Here is a 19991-nt window from a genome sequence, read left to right on the forward strand (position 1 = left end):
ATGAACGACCACAACAACAGCATCAACCCGGAAACCGCCATGGCCACCACTACCATGACCATGATCCAGGCCCTGCGCTCGGCCATGGATGTCATGCTCGAGCGCGACGACAATGTGGTGATCTACGGCCAGGACGTCGGTTACTTCGGCGGCGTGTTCCGCTGCACCGAAGGCCTGCAGAACAAGTACGGCAAGTCCCGTGTGTTCGACGCGCCGATCTCCGAGAGCGGCATCGTCGGCACCGCCGTGGGCATGGGTGCCTATGGCCTGCGCCCGGTGGTGGAAATCCAGTTCGCCGACTACTTCTACCCGGCCTCCGACCAGATCGTTTCCGAGATGGCGCGCCTGCGTTACCGCTCGGCCGGCGAGTTCATCGCCCCGTTGACCCTGCGCATGCCCTGCGGTGGCGGGATCTATGGTGGCCAGACCCACAGCCAGAGCCCGGAAGCGATGTTCACCCAGGTGTGCGGCCTGCGCACTGTCATGCCGTCCAACCCGTATGACGCCAAGGGCCTGCTGATCGCCTCGATCGAATGCGATGACCCGGTGATCTTCCTGGAACCCAAGCGCCTGTACAACGGCCCGTTCGACGGCCACCACGACCGCCCTGTCACCCCCTGGTCGAAGCACCCGCAAAGCGCCGTACCCGATGGCTACTACAGCGTGCCGCTGGACAAGGCAGCCATTACCCGTCCCGGCAATGACGTGACCGTGCTGACCTACGGCACCACGGTGTACGTGGCCCAGGTGGCCGCCGAAGAAACCGGCGTCGACGCCGAGGTGATCGACCTGCGCAGCCTGTGGCCGCTGGACCTGGAGACCATCGTCGAGTCGGTGAAAAAGACCGGCCGCTGCGTGGTGGTACACGAAGCTACCCGCACCTGCGGCTTCGGCGCCGAACTGGTGTCGCTGGTACAGGAACACTGCTTCCACCACCTGGAGGCGCCGATCGAGCGCGTCACCGGTTGGGACACCCCCTACCCCCACGCACAGGAATGGGCTTACTTCCCAGGGCCTTCGCGGGTAGGTGCGGCATTGAAAAAGGTCATGGAGGTCTGAATGGGCACGCACGTCATCAAGATGCCTGACATTGGCGAAGGCATCGCGCAGGTCGAGTTGGTCGAGTGGTTCGTCAAGGTCGGCGACATGATCGCCGAAGACCAGGTGGTGGCCGACGTCATGACCGACAAGGCCACCGTGGAAATCCCTTCGCCGGTCAGCGGCAAGGTGCTTGCCCTGGGTGGGCAGCCCGGTGAAGTGATGGCGGTCGGCAGCGAGCTGATCCGCATCGAAGTGGAAGGCAGCGGCAACCATGTGGATGTGCCCACCAAGGATGTGCAAAAGCCCGAACAGGTCGAGGCCCCCGCGGCCCCGGTAGCCGCCAAGCCAGAGCCGCAGAAGGAAGCAAGACCGGCCGCTTGCCAGGCGCCTGTCAACCACGAAGCAGCCCCGATCGTGCCGCGCCAGCCAGGCGACAAGCCGCTGGCCTCGCCGGCGGTGCGCAAGCGTGCCCTGGATGCCGGTATCGAACTGCGTTACGTGCATGGCAGCGGCCCGGCCGGGCGCATCCTGCACGAAGACCTCGACGCCTTCATGAGCAAGCCGCACAGCGCTGGCGGGCAAGCGCCGAGCGGCTATGCCAAGCGCACCGACAGCGAGCAGGTACCGGTGATAGGCCTGCGCCGCAAGATCGCCCAGCGCATGCAGGACGCCAAGCGCCGCGTCGCGCACTTCAGCTATGTGGAAGAAATCGACGTCACCGCCCTGGAAGCCTTGCGCCAGCAGCTCAACAGCAAGCACGGCGACAGCCGCGGCAAGCTGACCCTGCTGCCGTTCCTGGTGCGCGCCCTGGTCGTGGCACTGCGCGACTTCCCGCAGATCAACGCCACCTATGACGACGAAGCCCAGGTCATCACCCGCCATGGCGCGGTGCATGTGGGCATCGCCACCCAGGGTGACAACGGCCTGATGGTACCGGTACTGCGCCATGCCGAAGCTGGCAGCCTGTGGAGCAATGCCGGCGAGATCTCGCGCCTGGCCAACGCTGCTCGCAACAACAAGGCAAGCCGCGATGAGCTGTCCGGTTCGACCATCACCCTGACCAGCCTGGGCGCACTGGGAGGCATCGTCAGCACGCCGGTGGTCAACACCCCGGAAGTGGCGATCGTCGGCGTCAACCGCATGGTCGAGCGGCCTGTGGTGATCGACGGCCAGATCGTCGTGCGCAAGATGATGAACCTGTCCAGCTCGTTCGACCACCGCGTGGTCGATGGCATGGACGCCGCGCTGTTCATCCAGGCCGTGCGCGGCCTGCTCGAACAACCCGCCTGCCTGTTCGTGGAGTGAGCATGCAACAGACTATCCAGACTACCCTGTTGATCATCGGCGGTGGCCCTGGCGGCTACGTGGCTGCCATCCGCGCCGGGCAACTGGGCATCCCCACCGTGCTGGTGGAAGGCCAGGCACTGGGCGGTACCTGCCTGAACATCGGCTGCATCCCGTCCAAGGCGCTGATCCACGTGGCCGAGCAGTTCCACCAGACCTCGCGCTTTGCCGGCCCGTCGGAGCTGGGCATCAGCGTCGCCTCGCCGCGCCTGGACATCGGCCAGAGCGTGGCCTGGAAGGACGGCATCGTCGACCGCCTGACCACCGGCGTCGCAGCCCTGCTGAAAAAGCACGGAGTCAAGGTGATCCATGGCTGGGCGAAGGTGCTCGACGGCAAGCAGGTCGAGGTCGATGGCCAGCGTATCCAGTGCGAGCACCTGTTGCTGGCCACTGGCTCCAGCAGCATCGAACTGCCAATGCTGCCGCTGGGCGGGCCGATCATTTCCTCGACCGAAGCCCTGGCGCCGAAAACCCTGCCGCAGCACCTGGTAGTGGTGGGCGGCGGCTACATCGGCCTCGAGCTCGGCATCGCCTACCGCAAGCTGGGCGCCCGGGTCAGCGTGGTGGAGGCGCGCGAGCGCATCCTGCCAACCTACGACAGCGAGCTGACCGCCCCGGTGGCCGAATCGCTGAAGAAGCTGGGCATCACCCTGCACCTGGGGCATAGCGTCGAAGGTTACGAAGGCGGCTGCCTGCTGGCCCGTGATGGCCAGGGCGGCCAACTGCGCCTGGAAGCCGACCAGGTGCTGGTGGCCGTGGGCCGCCGGCCACGCACGCAAGGTTTCAACCTGGAGTGCCTGGACCTGAAGATGAACGGCGCCGCCGTCGCCATCGACGAGCGCTGCCAGACCAGCATGCGCAACGTCTGGGCCATCGGCGACGTGGCCGGCGAACCGATGCTGGCGCACCGGGCCATGGCCCAGGGCGAGATGGTCGCCGAGATCATCGCCGGCAAGGCGCGCCGTTTCGAACCCAGCGCGATCGCCGCGGTGTGTTTCACCGACCCGGAAGTGGTGGTGGTCGGCAAGACCCCGGAGCAAGCCAGCCAGCAAGGGCTGGACTGCATCGTCGCGCAGTTCCCGTTCGCCGCCAATGGCCGGGCCATGAGCCTGGAATCGAAAAGCGGTTTCGTGCGGGTGGTGGCGCGCCGTGACAACCACCTGATCCTGGGTTGGCAGGCGGTTGGCGTGGCGGTTTCCGAGTTGTCGACGGCGTTTGCCCAGTCGCTGGAAATGGGCGCGTGCCTGGAAGATGTGGCCGGCACCATTCATGCCCACCCGACACTGGGTGAGGCGGTACAGGAAGCGGCGCTGCGCGCGCTGGGCCACGCCCTGCATATCTGACACTGAAGCGGCCGAGGCCGATTTGGCCCGCAGCGCCCCTGGCGTTGCGGGTCTTTTTTCAGGGGCGAGTCAGTGCCGGCCTCTTCGCGGGTAAACCCGCTCCCACAGGTGCGCCACTGCTCTCACGGGCAGTGATGTCCCTGTGGGAGCGGGTTTACCCGCGAAGAGGCCGGCACTGACTACTCGGCAATGGCGTTCTTGCCGCTCCCCTTGGCCCGGTACAGCGCCTTGTCGGCACGCGCCAGCAGTGCATGCTGGTCCTCCCCTTCCTCCCGTTGCACCACACCGTAGCTCATGGTCAGCCGGCAATCGCCCACCGGCTCTATCTGCGCCATCGCCTGGCGCAAGCGTGCAGCCACCTCCAGTGCCTCGCCCAGCGACTCCTGCGGCAATACGATGACGAACTCGTCCCCACCCCAGCGCGCCAGCAGGTCCTGCTCCCGCAGGCAGGCACGCAGGACGTCGACCACCCGCAACAGCGCCGCATCGCCATGGGCATGGCCATAGCGGTCATTGATCGGTTTGAAGTCATCCAGATCCATGGCTATCAGCGACAACGGCTGGCGAAAGCGCTGGGCACGCTCGCACTCCAGTTGTAACGCCTTCTCCAGCCGATAGCGATTGGCAATGCGGGTCAACGCATCACGCTCGGCCAGCTCGCGGTTTTCGTCCAGCTGCCGCTGCAACTGCTGGTTCACCCAGGACAGCTCGCGAGTGCGTTCGGCCACCTGGCTTTCCAGCGACTGGTTCCTCTGCTGCAGTTGCGCCACCAGGCGCTTGTTGGCGTCAATGTTGCGGTGGGCACCAAGCATGCGCGCCACCGAGCCGTCCTCGTTATGGGCGATGATGTAACCGCTGTCTTCTATCCACAGATAGCTGCCATCCTGGCAACGGCAGCGGTATTCGACCTGATAGTGCTCGTTACGCTGGTTGATGTACGCCTCGAAATGCGCCATCACCCGTGGGTAGTCCTCCGGGTGGATCACGCTTTCCCAGGTGAGCACCGAGTTGGCCATGGAGTGGCTGGGGTAGCCAAGCATGGCGTACCAGCCCGGGTTGCGATAGACGTAGCCGGTATTGGCATTCCAGTCCCAGATACCATCGCTGATAAGATCGAACAACGTACGCAACTGCTGCTCACTGAAGCCGGCAGGTACCGGCCGGGTTTCCTGACTCATTGACGCTCTCCCTGACGGCTGGCGCACCCGAACAGAATAGCCCCGACGCCCTGTTTTTGCGGCGCTGTGAAAGCAGGCATGGATCTAGGACGCTCAAGCCAGATGCAACAGCGCCTCCTCCACCGCGGCAACCACCTGGTTGCCCTTGGCACCCGGCAGCCGCCATGCGGCGATGGTCACACCCAGTGGCACAGCGCGGTCGATGGGGGCGACCAGTTCACCGCTGTCCAGGTAGCGCTGCACCAGGCTTTTGCGCCCTATCAGCACCCCGGCGGCCAGCAAGGCTTGCTGCAGGGCGATCGAGTACAGGGAAAAACCCGGCCCACGGGCAACGAACTTGTGCCCGGGCATCACCGCCCCCGTCCACACCGCCCAGTCGTTCCAGCCCACGTCAGCGATGCAACGGGCGTCGGCAAGGTCCTCGGGCTTGGTGATGCTGGTGGCCAGGGCCGGCACGCACACGGGCAGGATTTCTTCCGTGGCTATCCTGCGTTGCCAGCGCTCGGGCTTTTCGGTGTAGAACAGGCACAGGTCGAACGGGCTGCGCTTCAGGTTGGGCGGCTCATCCACCGCAGTCACCGAGATCTCGATGGGTGCCAGCAAGCGGGTCAGTTCCGGCAGGCGTGGCCCGATCCACAACTGCGCCAGAGCAGGCGATGTGACGATATGCACCCGCTGCGGTGCCGCCAGGCGGCGCAGTGCGCGCGCAGCGGCTTCCACGGCGTCGAATGCCTCGGTGAACTGGCCTTTCACGCTTTCGCCCAAGGGCGTCAGCCGTACGCCTTTGGCATGGCGCTCGAACAAGGCCGCGCCGTATTCGTTCTCCAGGGTCTTGACCAGGGCGGCGATGGCCCCCGGTGTCACCTTCAGTTCGAGTGCGGCACGGGCAAAACCGCCCAGGCGGGCTGACGCTTCGAAGGCACGCAAGGCATTGAGCTGCAGCGAGTGCCGGGTAGGGGTGTCGAGGTACACGGTTTCAGGCCTATTTTTTTTAGGCCTACTATTTCAGAAATCTGACGTTGTGGCCAACTGTCGCGCGCATTAACGTGGACGTGCCGCCCTTGTACCGCCTGCACACTTTCAAGGATTTCAAATGCCGTATCCAAGCGCGCCCCAAGCGTTCAGGCAAGGTGCCCACAGCGCCCTGCCATTGACCTCCGGCATAGTGCCCTTCGGCCTGATCACCGGGGTCACGGCGATCGGCATGGGCCTGTCGCCAACCGATGCCATCGGCATGACCTTGCTGTTCTACTCCGGTTCGGCGCAGATGGTGGTGATGCAGTTGATGCAAAGCGCCGCCCTGCCGGTGACCATGGTAGTCACCGCGCTGGTGATCAACCTGCGCTTCCTGATGTACAGCGCCAGCCTGGCCCCGCACCTGGGCCAGTTGCCCCGCCGCCGCAAGTGGCCGATGGCGTACATGCTGTCGGACCAGTCCTTCGCCCTGTGCATGCTGAAGATGGGCACGGGCGGGCTGGGACAGTATGCCTACCCCTACTATGCCGGTACGGCAATCACCATGTTCTTTGGCTGGAACCTCTCGGTGCTGGCGGGCATGTACCTGGGCGCGAGCATTCCTGAAGACTGGTCGCTCGGCTTTGCCATTCCCTTGTCGTTCCTGGCCCTGTTGATACCCGGCATTCGCAATGCAGCCACGCTTGGCGCAGCGCTGACCGGCGGTGTGCTCGCCGTACTGGCCGTCGACCTGCCCTACAACCTCGGCCTGCTGGCTGGCGCGCTGGGCGGCATCATCGCCGGGCTGGCCATCGAGAACTGGCAAAAACAGCAAACTGCGGCAGAAGCCAATACCGAGCAGGAAGCATCATGAGCGAAACGACCCAGTGGATGACCTTCATTCTGATCGGCCTGGGCACCTTCGCCATCCGCCTGTCGTTCATCGAGTTGCACACGGTGTTGCGCATCCCCCCACTGTTTCGCCGCGCCCTGGCGTATGTGCCAGCCAGCGTGTTGGCCGCATTGGTACTGCCGGCCGTGGTATTCCCGGACCGGCAGGCGGGGTTCGACTGGATGAACCCACAGATACCAGCGGCGATACTTGCCGCGCTGGTGGCGTGGCGTACGCGCAGCACGATGCTGACGCTGATTGTAGGCATGGGAGTGCTGTGGGCCTTGAAGCATCTGGGGATGTAGGAATACGCAGCTTCAAGGCTTCCCGATTTCGCGTCACCAACACCGGGTGAACGCGGTAAGGGAACGAAAGGAAATGGCGTCCCAGGCAGGAATTGAACCTGCAACCTTCCCCTTAGGAGGGGGATGCTCTATCCAATTGAGCTACTGAGACGCAAGTGCCGGCAGCGAACGCTGCATAGCAGGACGGCCAGCATGTTAACCAGCATGCTGGCGTTTGTCATGCCTAAAGCGGGCTTTTTCGCGTAATCCTTTTCTGCCAATGCTACACCTGCGGCAGCACACCTTCATCATGCAGCAGCGTGAACAATGCCGCGACTGCGGTTTCCAAAGTGGTGGAGTTGTCCAGCACATGCAGCGACGGATCAGCCAGCGCCTGCAAGCGTGCATTACGTGCCAGGCGCTGCTCGATTTCCTCTGCGCTTTCCCGGCCGCGGGCCAACAGGCGCTCGCGCAGCACTCCGTGCCTGACCTCCACCAGCACTGCCAACAAGTTCGGGTAGCGCCGGCGCGCCTCGGCGAGATAAGCCCGCGAACCATTCACCAGCACCGACCTGCCCGCCGCCAGCCACTGATCCACCTGCAGTGGAATGCCGTAATCCAGGCCATTGGCGCGCCAATGCATGGCGAACGCGCCCTGTGCTCGCATTGCTTCGAACTGTTCGGCCGTTACGCCATGGGCGGCTTCGCCCTTGGCTTCAGCCGAACGGGTAATGACGCGACGAGCGATTTCCACCCCGGCGGCTGAAAGCCGCTGACGGGAAGCGTCAATCAGGGAATCTTTCCCGGAACCCGACGGTCCTATCAGATATATCAACCGGCCTGTGCCTGATTGGCGGTCGCTTGCATCATGTTGCATAGCCACTATGCTCTATGGAGGAAAACCCGCACATTCTAGGGATATTCCCAGCCTTTTGCTGCGTTTTACCAGTTTTTGACGGCAAGAGTCTGACGATTGGGCAAGCCGGTGCATGTAAAACTTTTCAAACCAGTACTCATTTCTGATAATTGGTACTGGCACAAAGCCTTTATCCGGCTCACTATTTGTCACAGAATTGACGCCAAGGAAACGGCGACCATGAGGCAAGATGAGCATCCATTTTTCACAGACGGTTGAACATTTCGTCGTCGCCACGGTCGTACTACCACCCCGTGCGGCCAATTTGAGAACCGCTTCCCCTGAACCAAAATCCGGTCAATTTATATGCGCCCAATGAAACAGGCTATTTATTCGAGCCGCACCGCTGACAAGTTCGTCGTCCGCCTGCCCGACGGGATGCGTGAGCGCATTGCCGAGGTAGCGCGCAACCATCACCGCAGCATGAACTCCGAAATCATCGCGCGCCTGGAACAGAGCCTTATCCAGGAAGGTGCGCTGGGTGACGATTTGAGCATGCGCCTGGACAGCCCCGAACTGTCCCTGCATGAACGCGAGTTGCTGCAACGCTTCCGCCAACTGTCGCACCGCCAGCAGAACGCGCTGGTGGCCCTCATCGCTCACGATGTGGAAATGGCTGCCGACGCCTCCTGAGGTTTGCAGCCGAACACAAAAAAGCCAGCGTAAGCTGGCTTTTTTGTAGGTGGTGTCCCTGCAAGAGACGCGATCCGCGGGTTACAGCAGAAACACTGTCGCCAGCCCGAGGAAGATGAAGAACCCACCACTGTCGGTCACCGCGGTAATCATCACGCTGGAGCCCATCGCCGGGTCGCGCCCCAGGCGTGTCAGGGTCATCGGAATCAACACCCCCATCAAGGCCGCCAACAGCAGGTTCAAGGTCATCGCCGCAGTCATCACCAGGCCCAACGACCAGCTGCCATACAACCAGAACGCCACCGCACCGATCACCCCGCCCCAGATCAGGCCGTTGAGCAGCGATACCGCCAGCTCCTTGCGCATCAGGCGGCTGGTGTTGCCCGGTGACACCTGGTCCAGCGCCATGGCACGCACGATCATGGTGATGGTCTGGTTACCGGAGTTGCCGCCAATGCCTGCCACAATCGGCATCAGTGCGGCCAGGGCCACCAGTTTCTCGATCGAACCTTCGAACAGGCCGATCACTCGCGAGGCAACGAAAGCGGTAATCAGGTTGATGGCCAACCAGGCCCAGCGGTTGCGCAGCGAACGCCAGACCGAGGCGAAGATGTCTTCTTCCTCGCGCAAACCGGCCATGTTCAGCACTTCGCTTTCGCTTTCCTCACGAATCAGGTCGACCATTTCGTCGATGGTCAAGCGGCCGATCAGGCGTTCGTTCTTGTCCACAACTGGCGCAGATACCAGGTCGTAACGCTCGAAGGCCTGCGCCGCATCATAGGCATCTTCCTCGGGGTGGAAGGAGACCGGATCGGTCGCCATGACCTCCGCCACCTTCTTCTCCGGGTCGTTGACCAGCAGGCGCTTGATCGGCAATACGCCCTTGAGAATGCCGTCATAGTCGACCACGAAGAGTTTGTCGGTGTGGTTCGGCAGCTCTTTCAGGCGGCGAAGGTAGCGCAACACCACTTCCAGGCTGACGTCTTCGCGGATGGTGACCATCTCGAAGTCCATCAGCGCACCAACCTGCTCCTCGTCGTAGCTAAGCGCCGAACGCACGCGCTCGCGTTGCTGTGCATCGAGGGTTTCCATCAGCTCGTGAACAACGTCACGCGGCAGCTCTGGAGCCAGGTCGGCCAGCTCGTCGGCGTCCATTTCCTTGGCGGCGGCGAGCAGCTCGTGATCGTCCATGTCGGCGATCAGCGATTGCCGCACGGCGTCGGACACTTCCAGCAGGATGTCGCCATCGCGATCCGAGCGCACCAGCTGCCAGACCGTCAGGCGGTCTTCCAGGGGCAATGCTTCGAGTATGTAGGCGATGTCGGCGGGGTGCAGGTCGTCGAGTTTGCGCTGCAGCTCGACGAGGTTCTGGCGGTGGACCAGGTTTTCCACCAGGTCGTGGTGGGCGCCTTCCTGACGGTGGGTCAGGTCTTCTACCACGCGCTGGCGCTGCAGCAGTTCGACCACCTGGGCCAGGCGGTCCTGCAGGCTTTCCTGCGCTTTTTTTACTTCTACTTCAGTCATAGGCGAACTCCACTCCCAGCAGCGGAGCACGCCGGGAGAATCAATCGGTCAGATCTTTCTGTATGAATCTTGTTAGCGAGTAACTACTGGGTAAGTCCATGGTGGTTTTCCACAAGCCCCGGCGGGGCTGACGGGCGCAATCATACACTGCTAAAGCTGTCAGATCGCTTAAAATTTTTGGCCAGAACAATCGTTTGCGTGATAAAGCTGGGACAACGCTCGAAGCTATCAGTGCGACGGTGGGTCTGGCGGTTAAAGCACATTTGTTGTGTGCCTGGATGTGTATGCGATACCTGATCGAATTCGGGGCTGCTTTGCAGCCCTTTCGCCGGCAAGCCAGCTCCCACAGGGACAACACAGTCCAGAGAGCAGCGCGATACCTGTGGGAGCTGGCTTGCCGGCGATGGGCCGCATGGCGACCCCAAGCTACACCACAATCATTACAGAAGAGCGTAGATCGACATCAGCAACAATTCATTGGCGTAGAAAAACAAAAAGCCCGCTCAACTGAGCGGGCTTCTTGATTTGGTGTGGCGGACTCAGGAGGATTCGAACCTCCGACCGCTCGGTTCGTAGCCGAGTACTCTATCCAGCTGAGCTATGAGTCCGTGGTGGTATTTTTAGACCAGATTACCACTGGTTGGTTGAAGTGCCTTTGCAAGCAGAGCCACTTCAAAAAGTGGCGGACTCAGCAGGATTCGAACCTGCGACCGCTCGGTTCGTAGCCGAGTACTCTATCCAGCTGAGCTATGAGTCCGCGATGGTAGTTTTAGACCAGATTACCACTGGTTGATTGAAGCAGCCTTGCAAGCAAAGCCACTTCAAAAGTGGCGGACTCAGGAGGATTCGAACCTCCGACCGCTCGGTTCGTAGCCGAGTACTCTATCCAGCTGAGCTATGAGTCCGCGATGGTAGTTTTAGACCAGATTACCACTGGTTGATTGAAGCAGCCTTGCAAGCAAAGCCACTTCAAAAGTGGCGGACTCAGGAGGATTCGAACCTCCGACCGCTCGGTTCGTAGCCGAGTACTCTATCCAGCTGAGCTATGAGTCCGTGTCTTGCCGCGCATTATAGGTCGCTGAAACATTTTTGCAAGAACTTTTTCGTTTAAAATCAACTACTTAGCGTTCTTACCGTTTACAGCGCCCTAAGCGAATAATGGCGGTGAAGGGGGGATTCGAACCCCCGATACCCTTATGAGGTATACTCCCTTAGCAGGGGAGCGCCTTCGGCCACTCGGCCACCTCACCGCAACACGAGGCGAATATTAAACAGGCTCTTCCTCGTTTGCAACCCTTTTTTTGAAAAAAACTTCAAAAAAATTAAAGGCTTGGCTCCTCGTCCTTCTCTTTCTTGATCCGCAGGTAGATTTCCTCGCGGTGTACAGCCACTTCTTTCGGGGCGCTGACGCCAATACGCACCTGGTTGCCTTTTACGCCGAGCACCGTCACGGTGATCTCGCCGTCTCCAATGATCAGGCTCTCGGCGCACCGACGAGTCAGAATCAACATAGCTTTCTCCTTACGCAGAACATTCAGGGGGTAACAGTCTTGGGTGTCGCGGCCTGGTCGTGGACGACGACCTGGGCCTGGTTGATCGCCACACAGGGCAGGACGGGCCTGCGTGGCGAGCAGAAACGCGAAGGGCGCGGCAAGCCGCGCCCTTCCAGGCAGCGTATTACTCGCTCTGTCGTGCCGGGGCGTCGAGCTCGAACGCGGTGTGCAGCGCGCGCACGGCCAGCTCCAGGTACTTCTCTTCGATCACGACCGAAACCTTGATCTCGGAGGTGGAGATCATCTGGATGTTGATGCTCTCCTTGGCCAGGGCTTCGAACATGCGGCTGGCAACACCGGCGTGCGAACGCATGCCGACGCCGACGATCGAGACCTTGGCGATCTTGGTGTCGCCGATCACTTCACGGGCACCGATTTCGCGGGCAGTGTTTTCCAGCACGCTCTGCGCCTTCTCGTACTCGTTGCGGTGCACGGTGAAGGTGAAGTCGGTGGTGTTATCGTGGGCAACGTTCTGCACGATCATGTCGACCTCGATGTTCGAGGCACTGATCGGGCCGAGGATCTTGAAGGCCACGCCCGGGGTGTCCGGCACGCCGCGAATGGTCAGCTTGGCTTCATCACGGTTGAAGGCGATACCGGAAATGATCGGCTGTTCCATGGATTCCTCTTCATCAATGGTAATGAGGGTACCCGGACCCTCCTTGAAGCTGTGCAGCACGCGCAGCGGAACGTTGTACTTGCCGGCGAACTCCACCGAACGGATCTGCAGCACCTTGGAACCGAGGCTGGCCATTTCCAGCATCTCTTCGAAGGTGATCTTCTCCAGGCGCTGGGCCTGCGGCACAACACGCGGGTCGGTGGTGTAGACGCCATCGACGTCGGTGTAGATCTGGCACTCGTCAGCCTTCAGCGCAGCCGCCAGGGCCACACCCGTGGTGTCGGAGCCGCCACGGCCAAGCGTGGTGATGCTGCCGTGCTCGTCGACGCCCTGGAAGCCTGCTACCACGACCACGCGGCCTTCCTTGAGGTCGGCACGAATCTTCTGGTCGTCGATCTGCAGGATGCGCGCCTTGTTGTGTGCGCTGTCGGTGAGAATGCGCACCTGGTTGCCGGTGTAGGACACCGCTGGCACACCGCGCTTGATCAAGGCCATGGTCAGCAAGGCAATGGTGACCTGCTCACCGGTCGACACGATCACGTCCAGCTCACGCGGAACCGGCTGATCGGTGATCTGCTTGGCCAGGTCGATCAGGCGATTGGTTTCACCGCTCATTGCCGACAGCACAACCACCAGGTCGTCGCCCGCTTCACGGTGTTTCTTGACCTTATCGGCTACCTGCTCGATCCGCTCGATGGAACCGACAGAGGTGCCGCCAAATTTCTGTACGATCAACGCCATTTCAATGGTGCCTCAGCCCATACAGGGCCCCAAAAAACAATCCAACATGAAGAGGCCGGCGACTAGACCGCCGGCCCCCTCATCTCAAAGTCCCTGCTCTGCGAATGGCACGGCCAGCGCCAGGGCCTGGTCCAGTGCGGCGACGTCGACGCCGCCACCCTGAGCCATGTCCGGACGACCACCGCCCTTGCCACCCACCGCCGCAGCGGCTTGTTTCATCAGATCGCCAGCCTTGAGTTGGCTGGAGAGGTCCTTGGTCACGCCGGCCACCAGCACAACCTTGCCCTCATGCTCGCTGCCCAGCAGGATCACTGCGTGGCCGAGCTTGTTCTTCAGCTGATCGACCAGCGCCAGCAGTGCCTTGCCGTCCTGTCCATCCAGGCGGGCGGCGAGCACCTTGGCGCCCTTGACCTCAACGGCCGCGTTGGAGAGATCATCCCCGGCGGCGCTGGCGGCCTTGGCCTGCAGCTGTTCCAGCTGCTTCTCCAGCTGGCGGTTGCGCTCGAGCACAGCCGACAGCTTGTCGATCAGGTTGTCGCGGTTACCCTTCACCAGCTGCGCGGCTTCCTTGACCTGCTCTTCGGCAGCGTTCAGGTAGGCCAGCGCAGCAGCGCCGGTGACCGCTTCGATACGGCGCACGCCAGAGGCCACGCCGCCTTCGCTGATGATCTTGAACAGGCTGATGTCACCGGTGCGCTTGGCGTGGATACCGCCGCACAGCTCCACCGAGAAATCGCCGCCCATGCTCAGCACACGCACGGTGTCGCCGTACTTCTCGCCGAACAGCGCCATGGCACCCTTGGCCTTGGCGGTTTCGATGTCGGTCAGTTCGGTTTCCACCGCAGTGTTCTTGCGCACTTCACGGTTGACGATGTCTTCCAGGGCCTTGATCTGCTCCGGTTTCACCGCCTCGAAGTGGCTGAAGTCAAAACGCAGGCGCTGGCTGTCGACCAGCGAGCCTTTCTGCTGTACGTGTTCGCCCAGTACCTGGCGCAGCGCTTCGTGCAGCAGGTGGGTGGCGGAGTGGTTCAGCGAGGTGGCGTGCTGCACGTCGGCATCGACCTTGGCCTCGACCGGGGAGCCGATCACCAGCGCACCGCTGGCAACCACGCCGTGGTGCAGGAAGGCACCACCGGTCTTGGTGGTGTCGCGCACGTCGAAGCGCGCAGCGCCAGCCTGCAGGTAGCCGGTGTCGCCCACCTGGCCACCGGATTCGGCGTAGAACGGCGTGCGGTCGAGCACGACCACGCCCTGCTCGCCTTCACCCAGCTGGTCGACGGCCTGGCCGTCCTTGTACAGGGCGATGATCTTGCCCTGGCCTTCGGTGGCCTCGTAGCCGAGGAACTCGGTGGCGCTGTCGACCTTGACCAGGCTGTTGTAGTCCATGCCGAAGGCGCTGGCGGAACGGGCACGTTCACGCTGGGCGTCCATCTCGCGCTCGAAACCGGCTTCGTCGATGGTCAGCTCGCGCTCACGGGCGATGTCGGCGGTCAGGTCCATCGGGAAGCCGTAGGTGTCGTACAGCTTGAACACCACGTCGCCCGGCACCACATCACCCTCGAGCTGGGCCAGGTCCTGCTCAAGGATGCGCAGGCCCTGCTCCAGGGTCTTGGCGAACTGTTCTTCTTCAGCCTTGAGCACGCGCTCGATGTGCGCCTGCTGGCTGTTCAGTTCCGGGAAGGCCTCGCCCATTTCAGCGACCAGCGCGGCAACGATCTGGTAGAAGAAGCTGCCTTTGGCGCCCAGCTTGTTACCGTGGCGGCAGGCGCGGCGAATGATGCGGCGCAGCACGTAGCCACGGCCTTCGTTGGACGGCAGCACGCCGTCGGCGATCAGGAAGCCGCACGAACGGATGTGGTCGGCGACCACTTTCAGCGAGGCCTGGCCCTCATTGCTGCAACCGATGGCCTTGGCCGCGGCCGACAGCAGGTTCTGGAACAGGTCGATCTCGTAGTTCGAGTGCACGTGCTGCAGCACGGCGCTGACGCGCTCCAGGCCCATGCCGGTGTCCACAGACGGCGCTGGCAGCGGGTGCAGCACGCCGTCGGCGGTGCGGTTGAACTGCATGAAGACGTTGTTCCAGATCTCGATGTAGCGATCGCCGTCTTCTTCCGGCGAGCCGGGTGGGCCGCCCCAGATGTCCGGGCCGTGGTCGTAGAAGATCTCGGTGCACGGGCCGCATGGGCCGGTGTCGCCCATGGTCCAGAAGTTGTCGGAAGCGTACGGGGCGCCCTTGTTGTCGCCGATGCGCACCATGCGCTCGGCCGGCACGCCGACTTCCTTGGTCCAGATATCGTAGGCTTCGTCGTCAGTGGCGTAGACGGTGACCCAGAGCTTTTCCTTGGGCAGGTTCAGCCATTTTTCCGAAGTCAGGAAGGTCCAGGCGAAAGTGATCGCGTCGCGCTTGAAGTAGTCACCGAAGCTGAAGTTGCCCAGCATTTCGAAGAAGGTGTGGTGACGCGCGGTGTAACCGACGTTTTCCAGGTCGTTGTGCTTGCCACCTGCGCGCACGCACTTCTGGCTACTGACGGCACGCGTGTAGGCACGCTTCTCCGCACCGAGGAAGCAGTCCTTGAACTGGTTCATGCCGGCATTGGTGAACAGCAGGGTCGGGTCGTTGTTCGGGATCAGCGAACTGGAGGCGACTCGGGTATGTCCCTGCTCTTCGAAGAAGCGAAGGAAGGCTTCACGGATTTCTGCGCTTTTCATAGGTTCTTCCACGGAAACGGCGGCCGTTTGGGCTAATACGTCGAATCGACGAAACGACGGCAAAGGGCGCCATTATATCCAGCCTGAACGGGAGATACAGTGTGTTTGTACACCAGAACAGCAATCGGCGGATGAAAAGCCGTTCATTAGCACGACCAGGGCGGAAAAGCAGACCTGCGGGCCCACCCATGCGGTACATAAGCAACACCTGACCCGGGCAGTGGAACGGGATCCTGCCGACCCACCCTCGCTACCGGAGCACTCCATGCCTGAGCTGAACATATCCAAACTCCACTCGGACCCGCATCCGCTACCCCACGGCATCATGCAGACCAACCCGAGACCGATCTACTACATCGACGCCCGGGAACCCGGCCACTCGCAAACCGCCTTCGACAATAACGAAGACAACCCTCGGCAGCAGACCGAGGTCAAGTACATCCAGGCCGACGAAAATGTGCGAATCACCCTCGAACGCGCCTATCCATTGGGCCGGCGCTATCGCCGCAGCACCCCGAACAGCGAGTTGCTGGTCTTCAACGTGGCCCCGCGTGCGCTGCGCGCGAATGAACAGCAAAAGCGCGTACGTATCGCCCCGCGCGAATGCCTGCTGGAAGTTACCATCAACGATGCGGTATTCATGGTCCCCGCGCATACCGCCCAAGCCATTGCCATTCGCCTCACCGATGGCAATCACCACGTGGTCATCGCCCCGGAGGTGAAGAAGACGGTGCTGATCGACATGATAGGGACCGGCAACAGGATCGAGACCGGCGCAGGTATCGTCCACATCGACGCCCATACCGGCACGCACCAGATTGTGGTCGGTAGCGGCCCGGTACTCATCGACAAGGGCGACGCGGTTGTCAACGTCACGGGGCACCGCCTGCTTGGCCGCGAGTCCTCCAGGGTCGAGCTCTACCGCAATGCCGAAAACGATGCACGACTGGCCCGGCCCGTGATGGACGAACATCAGGCCCTGGGCAATATCGGCGTGCAAGTGACGGGTAGCGACCAATTCAGGCAAGCGGCAGAGGACGCGCTGGAACTGCTGCGCAAACTACCCTGTGGCCAGGCGCTACTGGCGGCCCTGGATAAAAAGGCCGGGCAGTCCGGAGCCCCGATCAGCGTGATCGAAGCAGCCAGACACCAATTCACGACCTATACACCCAGCGACCACGAAGAAGATGAAGACGAAGGCCACTTCATCATCGACGAAAACCAGAGTAGCTGGGGATACAGCGGCGGCACACTGGCATACAACCCAGGCTGGTCGACCGCTGCGCAACTGCCACTGCTCGACCTGTACCGCTGCCTGTGCCAAGGTTGGAACTCGATGTCAGGCACCGTGTTTCCGGGCCAGACCGAGGTTCAAGGCAAAAACGGCGCCTATCCGGTGGACAACCTGCTGCTACAGAGCATCGGCTTGCCCACCGATTGCAGGTTCACATTCGGCGGCAGCACCGCCCTGAACACCAACCCACCCGCCTTCACTGAAAACGGGCTGCGTCAGGCGTTGCAACTGGAGCTGCGCACACAGCCGTGAACCCAGGCTATCGGGGCCAGCTCAGCCTAATCGCTGGCCGGAGTCGGGAACGATCAGAATCCCCGCCCTGAGGCCATTCTTGACCTTGGGGTTGGGGAAGATGATGCGCGCGCCCTCCTCCTCGACCACCCAACGCGTCTCGGCCAGGTCCTCGGCCAGCAAGTAGCCCTTGCTCAGCTCGGAGAAGTTCTCGATGTCTGCAGGCAGGTGCAGGTGGAAGCTGTCGCTGTGCTTGATGATCTCGCGGGAAACGCTGAACAGCTGCAGGCCATCCAGCGAACCTTCGCCTTCGGGCTCGGTGTTTTCGATGATGCTGATCAGCCGCTCCTCCAGCTTGTCGAGGTTGACCTCCTCGTTCTGGCCGAACGGGCGGGCCTTGCCCAACTCCAGGGTGAAGGCTTCTGCCTCCAACTGCTCATAGGTGAAGGCGCTGAAAGTGATGGAAGACTTGCTCTGCAACAACACCGCCTCCATGCCCGCCGCCGCCAGGCGTGCCAGCTCGCGACGGGAATGCTTGCGCCCCTCTTTATAAGGGTACAAGGCGAACTGCTCGATCTTCGAGCCGCGGATGGCGGTATGCAGGTCGTAGTGCAGGCGGCTGCGCCCCGCCTTGCTGAAGAACACCCGGGCGAACTGTTCCAGCTCGGCGGCACGCAATGCCTCGAAGCCACTGGACAGCTCGTGGCGGCCGTTGAACAGGCGGTTGATGTCCTGCTCGATGAAGCGCTCGCCCTTGCGGATCGCTGCGGGGTTGCCAAACAGGAAAAGCACCCGGGCCTTGGGTTTGATCTTGCCGTTGGCCACGCCATGCAGCAGCCGCTCGAGCAACTCGATCGGTGCCGTTTCGTTGCCGTGGATGCCGGCGGACAGCAGCAGGTCCAGCCCGCAATCCTCGTTTTCGGCCGGGCGCACTTCGAGCGCGCCCTCCCCCAGCCAGCGCAAACGCGCGCCCTTGGGTGTCACTTGGGTCTTCTCGGCCGGTTCGTGATCGGTGAGGGTCAGCTCAAGCAATTTGCCAAGGGCGAGCATAGGTACTTCCTTAGTGGTGGTGGCCGCAATCGGGGCCATGGACGTGATCGTCGTCTTCGCCGACCTCCGCCGGTTCCATTTCCAGCTGCAGGCTGACCAGGTTGGTGGCCATCGGGCGCAGCAGCAGGTTGGCGTACTCGGTGTCGTCTTCCTCGACATCCACGCCGATCAGCAGCTGGCCACGACCATCCTGCTGAATCCACACTTCCTTGCCTTGCCAGACAACGGCAAAGCGGGTGCAGGAAGTTTCCAGCTGAGTGCCGTCTTCATCTTCCAGGATAAGGCGCAGGGCGTCGGTCATTGCAAAGTCTCTCTTCAAGGTTGGCGTTGGAACGGATACACCGAGCCCAACTTCAGGATCTGGGTCAATTCGTCCAGTGCCGTACGGCATTCCACCAGCAATTGCGGGTCGGCCAGGTCCGCCTCGCCAAGGCGATCGCGGTAATGCTTGTCGACCCACTGCAACAGGGTGTCGTACAGCGAGGCGGTCATGATAACGCCTTGGTTGACCGCTGCCAGTTCCGTTTCCTTCAACGCCACGCGCAAACGCAGGCAAGCCGGCCCACCGCCGTTCTGCATGCTCTGCTTGAGGTCGAACACTTTCACCTCCCGCACCGGGCCGCCCTGGCTGGTCAACTGGCCCAGATAGGCCCAGACCCGCTCGTTGTTGCGGCACTCTTCCGGCACCACCAGCAGCATGGAGCCGTCGTCGCGGCTGAGCAACTGGCTGTTGAACAGGTATGAACGCACTGCGTCCTCTACCGTCACCGCCGCCCGCGGCACGCAGATGGCCTGGAAGTTGCCACCCTTGCTGGCCAGTTTAGCTCGCAGCTGGCCAAGTACCGCGTCCGTCTCAAGGAAAGCGTCCTCGTGGTAGAACAGCACCTCGCCGTTGCCCACCGCAATCACATCGTTGTGGAACACGCCCTGGTCGATCACCGCCGGGTTCTGTTGAGCGTAGACCACGCCGTCATCGCCCAGACCATGCAGCCGGGCCACGGCCTGGGAGGCTTCCAGGGTCTGCCGGGCCGGGTACTTCTGCGGCGCCGGGTAGCGGCTGTCGAAGGCGCTGCGGCCGTAGACGAAGAACTCCACGCCGGCCTCGCCATAGGTACGGCAGAAGCGCGTGTGGTTGGCCGCCCCCTCGTCACCGAACTGTGCCACGGCAGGCAGTGCCGCGTGGTGGGCAAAGTGCTTGTCGTTGCTGAACATGGCCCCCAGCACGCGGCTGGTGGTCGGGTGCTCGATGCTGCGGTGGTACTTGCAGTTGAGGTTGGCAGCAGTGAAATGCACGCGGCCATCGGCAGTGTCGGCACTGGGGCTGACCGTGGCGGCGTTGGCCACCCACATGCTCGAAGCCGAGCAACTGGCCACCAGCAATGGCATGGCCTCCTTGGCGGCACGCTGGATCACTTCGGCATCGCTGCCGCTGAAGCCCAGGCGGCGCAGTGCAGCCACGTCCGGGCGCTCCTGCGGCGCCAGCACGCCCTGCTTGAAGCCCATGTCGGCCAGCGCTTTCATCTTCGCCAGGCCCTGGCGCGCGGCTTCGCGCGGGTTGGAACCCTGCTGGCTGTTGCTCTGCGAAGCCACGTTGCCGTAGGACAGGCCGCCATAGTTGTGGGTAGGCCCCACCAGGCCATCAAAATTCACTTCGTAGGATTTCATCGGCTAGGCTCCGTGACCTG

17 protein-coding genes and 6 tRNA genes are annotated in these 19991 nt (G+C 62.3%); 7 read left to right on the forward strand and 16 right to left on the reverse strand.

Annotated features, from left to right (window positions below; all coding sequences use genetic code 11):
• Genes GYA95_RS15700 through lpdA form a run of 3 tightly spaced genes read left to right on the forward strand, consistent with a single transcriptional unit; the run spans position 1 to position 3728 of the window.
• Positions 1 to 1059 carry an alpha-ketoacid dehydrogenase subunit beta gene (locus tag GYA95_RS15700; protein WP_015271253.1) on the forward strand — a complete coding sequence of 353 codons (1059 nt, stop codon included), beginning with the start codon at positions 1 to 3 and terminating at the stop codon, positions 1057 to 1059.
• A complete protein-coding gene (locus tag GYA95_RS15705; protein WP_015271254.1) occupies positions 1060 to 2346 on the forward strand; it encodes a dihydrolipoamide acetyltransferase family protein in 1287 nt (428 codons plus the stop codon).
• Between the two features lie 2 nt (positions 2347 to 2348).
• Positions 2349 to 3728 carry a dihydrolipoyl dehydrogenase gene (gene lpdA / locus GYA95_RS15710; protein WP_061304395.1) on the forward strand — a complete coding sequence of 460 codons (1380 nt, stop codon included), beginning with the start codon at positions 2349 to 2351 and terminating at the stop codon, positions 3726 to 3728.
• Between the two features lie 179 nt (positions 3729 to 3907).
• Here the strand turns inward: lpdA and GYA95_RS15715 are convergent, their stop codons facing one another.
• Positions 3908 to 4906 (reverse strand): sensor domain-containing diguanylate cyclase, encoded by a 999-nt coding sequence (locus tag GYA95_RS15715; protein ID WP_015271256.1) that lies wholly within the window; start codon positions 4904 to 4906, stop codon positions 3908 to 3910.
• A 93-nt stretch (positions 4907 to 4999) separates the two neighbouring features.
• Positions 5000 to 5878, reverse strand: coding sequence for a LysR family transcriptional regulator (locus GYA95_RS15720; RefSeq protein ID WP_015271257.1), 879 nt, complete (start codon positions 5876 to 5878; stop codon positions 5000 to 5002).
• Between the two features lie 121 nt (positions 5879 to 5999).
• On the opposite strand from GYA95_RS15720, the gene GYA95_RS15725 reads away from it, so the two are divergent.
• Together GYA95_RS15725 and GYA95_RS15730 are read left to right on the forward strand one after the other, a co-directional pair.
• Positions 6000 to 6734, forward strand: coding sequence for an AzlC family ABC transporter permease (locus tag GYA95_RS15725; protein ID WP_015271258.1), 735 nt, complete (start codon positions 6000 to 6002; stop codon positions 6732 to 6734).
• Positions 6731 to 7057 carry an AzlD domain-containing protein gene (locus GYA95_RS15730; RefSeq protein ID WP_015271259.1) on the forward strand — a complete coding sequence of 109 codons (327 nt, stop codon included), beginning with the start codon at positions 6731 to 6733 and terminating at the stop codon, positions 7055 to 7057. The genes GYA95_RS15725 and GYA95_RS15730 overlap by 4 nt, the downstream gene beginning before the upstream one ends.
• A gap of 74 nt (positions 7058 to 7131) precedes the next feature.
• Here the strand turns inward: GYA95_RS15730 and GYA95_RS15735 are convergent.
• Together GYA95_RS15735 and phnN are read right to left on the reverse strand one after the other, a co-directional pair.
• Positions 7132 to 7208, reverse strand: a tRNA-Arg gene (locus tag GYA95_RS15735).
• 111 nt (positions 7209 to 7319) lie between these two features.
• Positions 7320 to 7913 carry a phosphonate metabolism protein/1,5-bisphosphokinase (PRPP-forming) PhnN gene (gene phnN / locus GYA95_RS15740; protein ID WP_043935818.1) on the reverse strand — a complete coding sequence of 198 codons (594 nt, stop codon included), beginning with the start codon at positions 7911 to 7913 and terminating at the stop codon, positions 7320 to 7322.
• Between the two features lie 345 nt (positions 7914 to 8258).
• On the opposite strand from phnN, the gene GYA95_RS15745 reads away from it, so the two are divergent.
• The gene (locus GYA95_RS15745) at positions 8259 to 8585 is read left to right on the forward strand and encodes an Arc family DNA-binding protein (protein WP_015271261.1); all 327 of its coding nucleotides are present in this window, start codon (positions 8259 to 8261) and stop codon (positions 8583 to 8585) included.
• Between the two features lie 81 nt (positions 8586 to 8666).
• Here the strand turns inward: GYA95_RS15745 and mgtE are convergent, their stop codons facing one another.
• From mgtE to alaS, 9 genes are all read right to left on the reverse strand, one after another.
• Positions 8667 to 10109 carry a magnesium transporter gene (mgtE, locus tag GYA95_RS15750; protein ID WP_015271262.1) on the reverse strand — a complete coding sequence of 481 codons (1443 nt, stop codon included), beginning with the start codon at positions 10107 to 10109 and terminating at the stop codon, positions 8667 to 8669.
• A 531-nt stretch (positions 10110 to 10640) separates the two neighbouring features.
• Positions 10641 to 10717 (reverse strand) — tRNA-Arg (locus GYA95_RS15755).
• A gap of 72 nt (positions 10718 to 10789) precedes the next feature.
• A tRNA-Arg gene (locus tag GYA95_RS15760) sits at positions 10790 to 10866 on the reverse strand.
• A 71-nt stretch (positions 10867 to 10937) separates the two neighbouring features.
• Positions 10938 to 11014: transfer RNA gene (locus tag GYA95_RS15765), tRNA-Arg, on the reverse strand.
• 71 nt (positions 11015 to 11085) lie between these two features.
• Positions 11086 to 11162, reverse strand: a tRNA-Arg gene (locus GYA95_RS15770).
• Between the two features lie 106 nt (positions 11163 to 11268).
• Positions 11269 to 11359 (reverse strand) — tRNA-Ser (locus GYA95_RS15775).
• Positions 11360 to 11431: 72 nt separating this feature from the next.
• The gene (gene csrA, locus GYA95_RS15780) at positions 11432 to 11620 is read right to left on the reverse strand and encodes a carbon storage regulator CsrA (protein WP_003254503.1); all 189 of its coding nucleotides are present in this window, start codon (positions 11618 to 11620) and stop codon (positions 11432 to 11434) included.
• Positions 11621 to 11786: 166 nt separating this feature from the next.
• On the reverse strand, positions 11787 to 13022 hold the full coding sequence (locus GYA95_RS15785; protein WP_013973645.1) for an aspartate kinase: 1236 nt from the start codon (positions 13020 to 13022) through the stop codon (positions 11787 to 11789).
• 84 nt (positions 13023 to 13106) lie between these two features.
• A complete protein-coding gene (alaS, locus tag GYA95_RS15790) occupies positions 13107 to 15731 on the reverse strand; it encodes an alanine--tRNA ligase (protein WP_015271263.1) in 2625 nt (874 codons plus the stop codon).
• A gap of 265 nt (positions 15732 to 15996) precedes the next feature.
• Between alaS and GYA95_RS15795 the strand changes: the two genes are divergently transcribed.
• On the forward strand, positions 15997 to 17277 hold the full coding sequence (locus GYA95_RS15795) for a M91 family zinc metallopeptidase (RefSeq protein ID WP_015271264.1): 1281 nt from the start codon (positions 15997 to 15999) through the stop codon (positions 17275 to 17277).
• Between the two features lie 21 nt (positions 17278 to 17298).
• Here the strand turns inward: GYA95_RS15795 and astE are convergent, their stop codons facing one another.
• The 3 genes from astE to astB are packed head-to-tail and all read right to left on the reverse strand — an operon-like array spanning position 17299 to position 19971.
• Complete coding sequence (gene astE, locus GYA95_RS15800; protein ID WP_015271265.1) at positions 17299 to 18306, reverse strand: succinylglutamate desuccinylase; 1008 nt, start codon at positions 18304 to 18306, stop codon at positions 17299 to 17301.
• A 10-nt stretch (positions 18307 to 18316) separates the two neighbouring features.
• Positions 18317 to 18607: a topoisomerase II gene (locus GYA95_RS15805; protein ID WP_003256592.1), complete on the reverse strand. Its 291-nt coding sequence runs from the start codon at positions 18605 to 18607 to the stop codon at positions 18317 to 18319.
• A gap of 14 nt (positions 18608 to 18621) precedes the next feature.
• Positions 18622 to 19971, reverse strand: coding sequence for an N-succinylarginine dihydrolase (gene astB, locus GYA95_RS15810; RefSeq protein WP_015271266.1), 1350 nt, complete (start codon positions 19969 to 19971; stop codon positions 18622 to 18624).
• Positions 19972 to 19991 lie beyond the last annotated feature (20 nt).

Origin of the sequence: Pseudomonas asiatica (assembly GCF_009932335.1) — a bacterium.
GTDB classification, from domain to species: Bacteria; Pseudomonadota; Gammaproteobacteria; order Pseudomonadales; family Pseudomonadaceae; genus Aquipseudomonas; species Aquipseudomonas asiatica.

Bases quoted from the DNA above. Each gene is read 5' to 3' on its own strand.
- GYA95_RS15700 (WP_015271253.1), top strand. From the start codon at position 1: ATGAACGACCACAACAACAGCATCAACCCGGAAACCGCCATGGCCACC.
- GYA95_RS15705 (WP_015271254.1), top strand. From the start codon at position 1,060: ATGGGCACGCACGTCATCAAGATGCCTGACATTGGCGAAGGCATCGCG.
- lpdA (WP_061304395.1), top strand. From the start codon at position 2,349: ATGCAACAGACTATCCAGACTACCCTGTTGATCATCGGCGGTGGCCCT.
- GYA95_RS15715 (WP_015271256.1), bottom strand. From the start codon at position 4,906: ATGAGTCAGGAAACCCGGCCGGTACCTGCCGGCTTCAGTGAGCAGCAG.
- GYA95_RS15725 (WP_015271258.1), top strand. From the start codon at position 6,000: ATGCCGTATCCAAGCGCGCCCCAAGCGTTCAGGCAAGGTGCCCACAGC.
- GYA95_RS15730 (WP_015271259.1), top strand. From the start codon at position 6,731: ATGAGCGAAACGACCCAGTGGATGACCTTCATTCTGATCGGCCTGGGC.
- phnN (WP_043935818.1), bottom strand. From the start codon at position 7,913: ATGCAACATGATGCAAGCGACCGCCAATCAGGCACAGGCCGGTTGATA.
- GYA95_RS15745 (WP_015271261.1), top strand. From the start codon at position 8,259: ATGCGCCCAATGAAACAGGCTATTTATTCGAGCCGCACCGCTGACAAG.
- mgtE (WP_015271262.1), bottom strand. From the start codon at position 10,109: ATGACTGAAGTAGAAGTAAAAAAAGCGCAGGAAAGCCTGCAGGACCGC.
- csrA (WP_003254503.1), bottom strand. From the start codon at position 11,620: ATGTTGATTCTGACTCGTCGGTGCGCCGAGAGCCTGATCATTGGAGAC.
- GYA95_RS15785 (WP_013973645.1), bottom strand. From the start codon at position 13,022: ATGGCGTTGATCGTACAGAAATTTGGCGGCACCTCTGTCGGTTCCATC.
- alaS (WP_015271263.1), bottom strand. From the start codon at position 15,731: ATGAAAAGCGCAGAAATCCGTGAAGCCTTCCTTCGCTTCTTCGAAGAG.
- GYA95_RS15795 (WP_015271264.1), top strand. From the start codon at position 15,997: ATGCCTGAGCTGAACATATCCAAACTCCACTCGGACCCGCATCCGCTA.
- astE (WP_015271265.1), bottom strand. From the start codon at position 18,306: ATGCTCGCCCTTGGCAAATTGCTTGAGCTGACCCTCACCGATCACGAA.
- GYA95_RS15805 (WP_003256592.1), bottom strand. From the start codon at position 18,607: ATGACCGACGCCCTGCGCCTTATCCTGGAAGATGAAGACGGCACTCAG.
- astB (WP_015271266.1), bottom strand. From the start codon at position 19,971: ATGAAATCCTACGAAGTGAATTTTGATGGCCTGGTGGGGCCTACCCAC.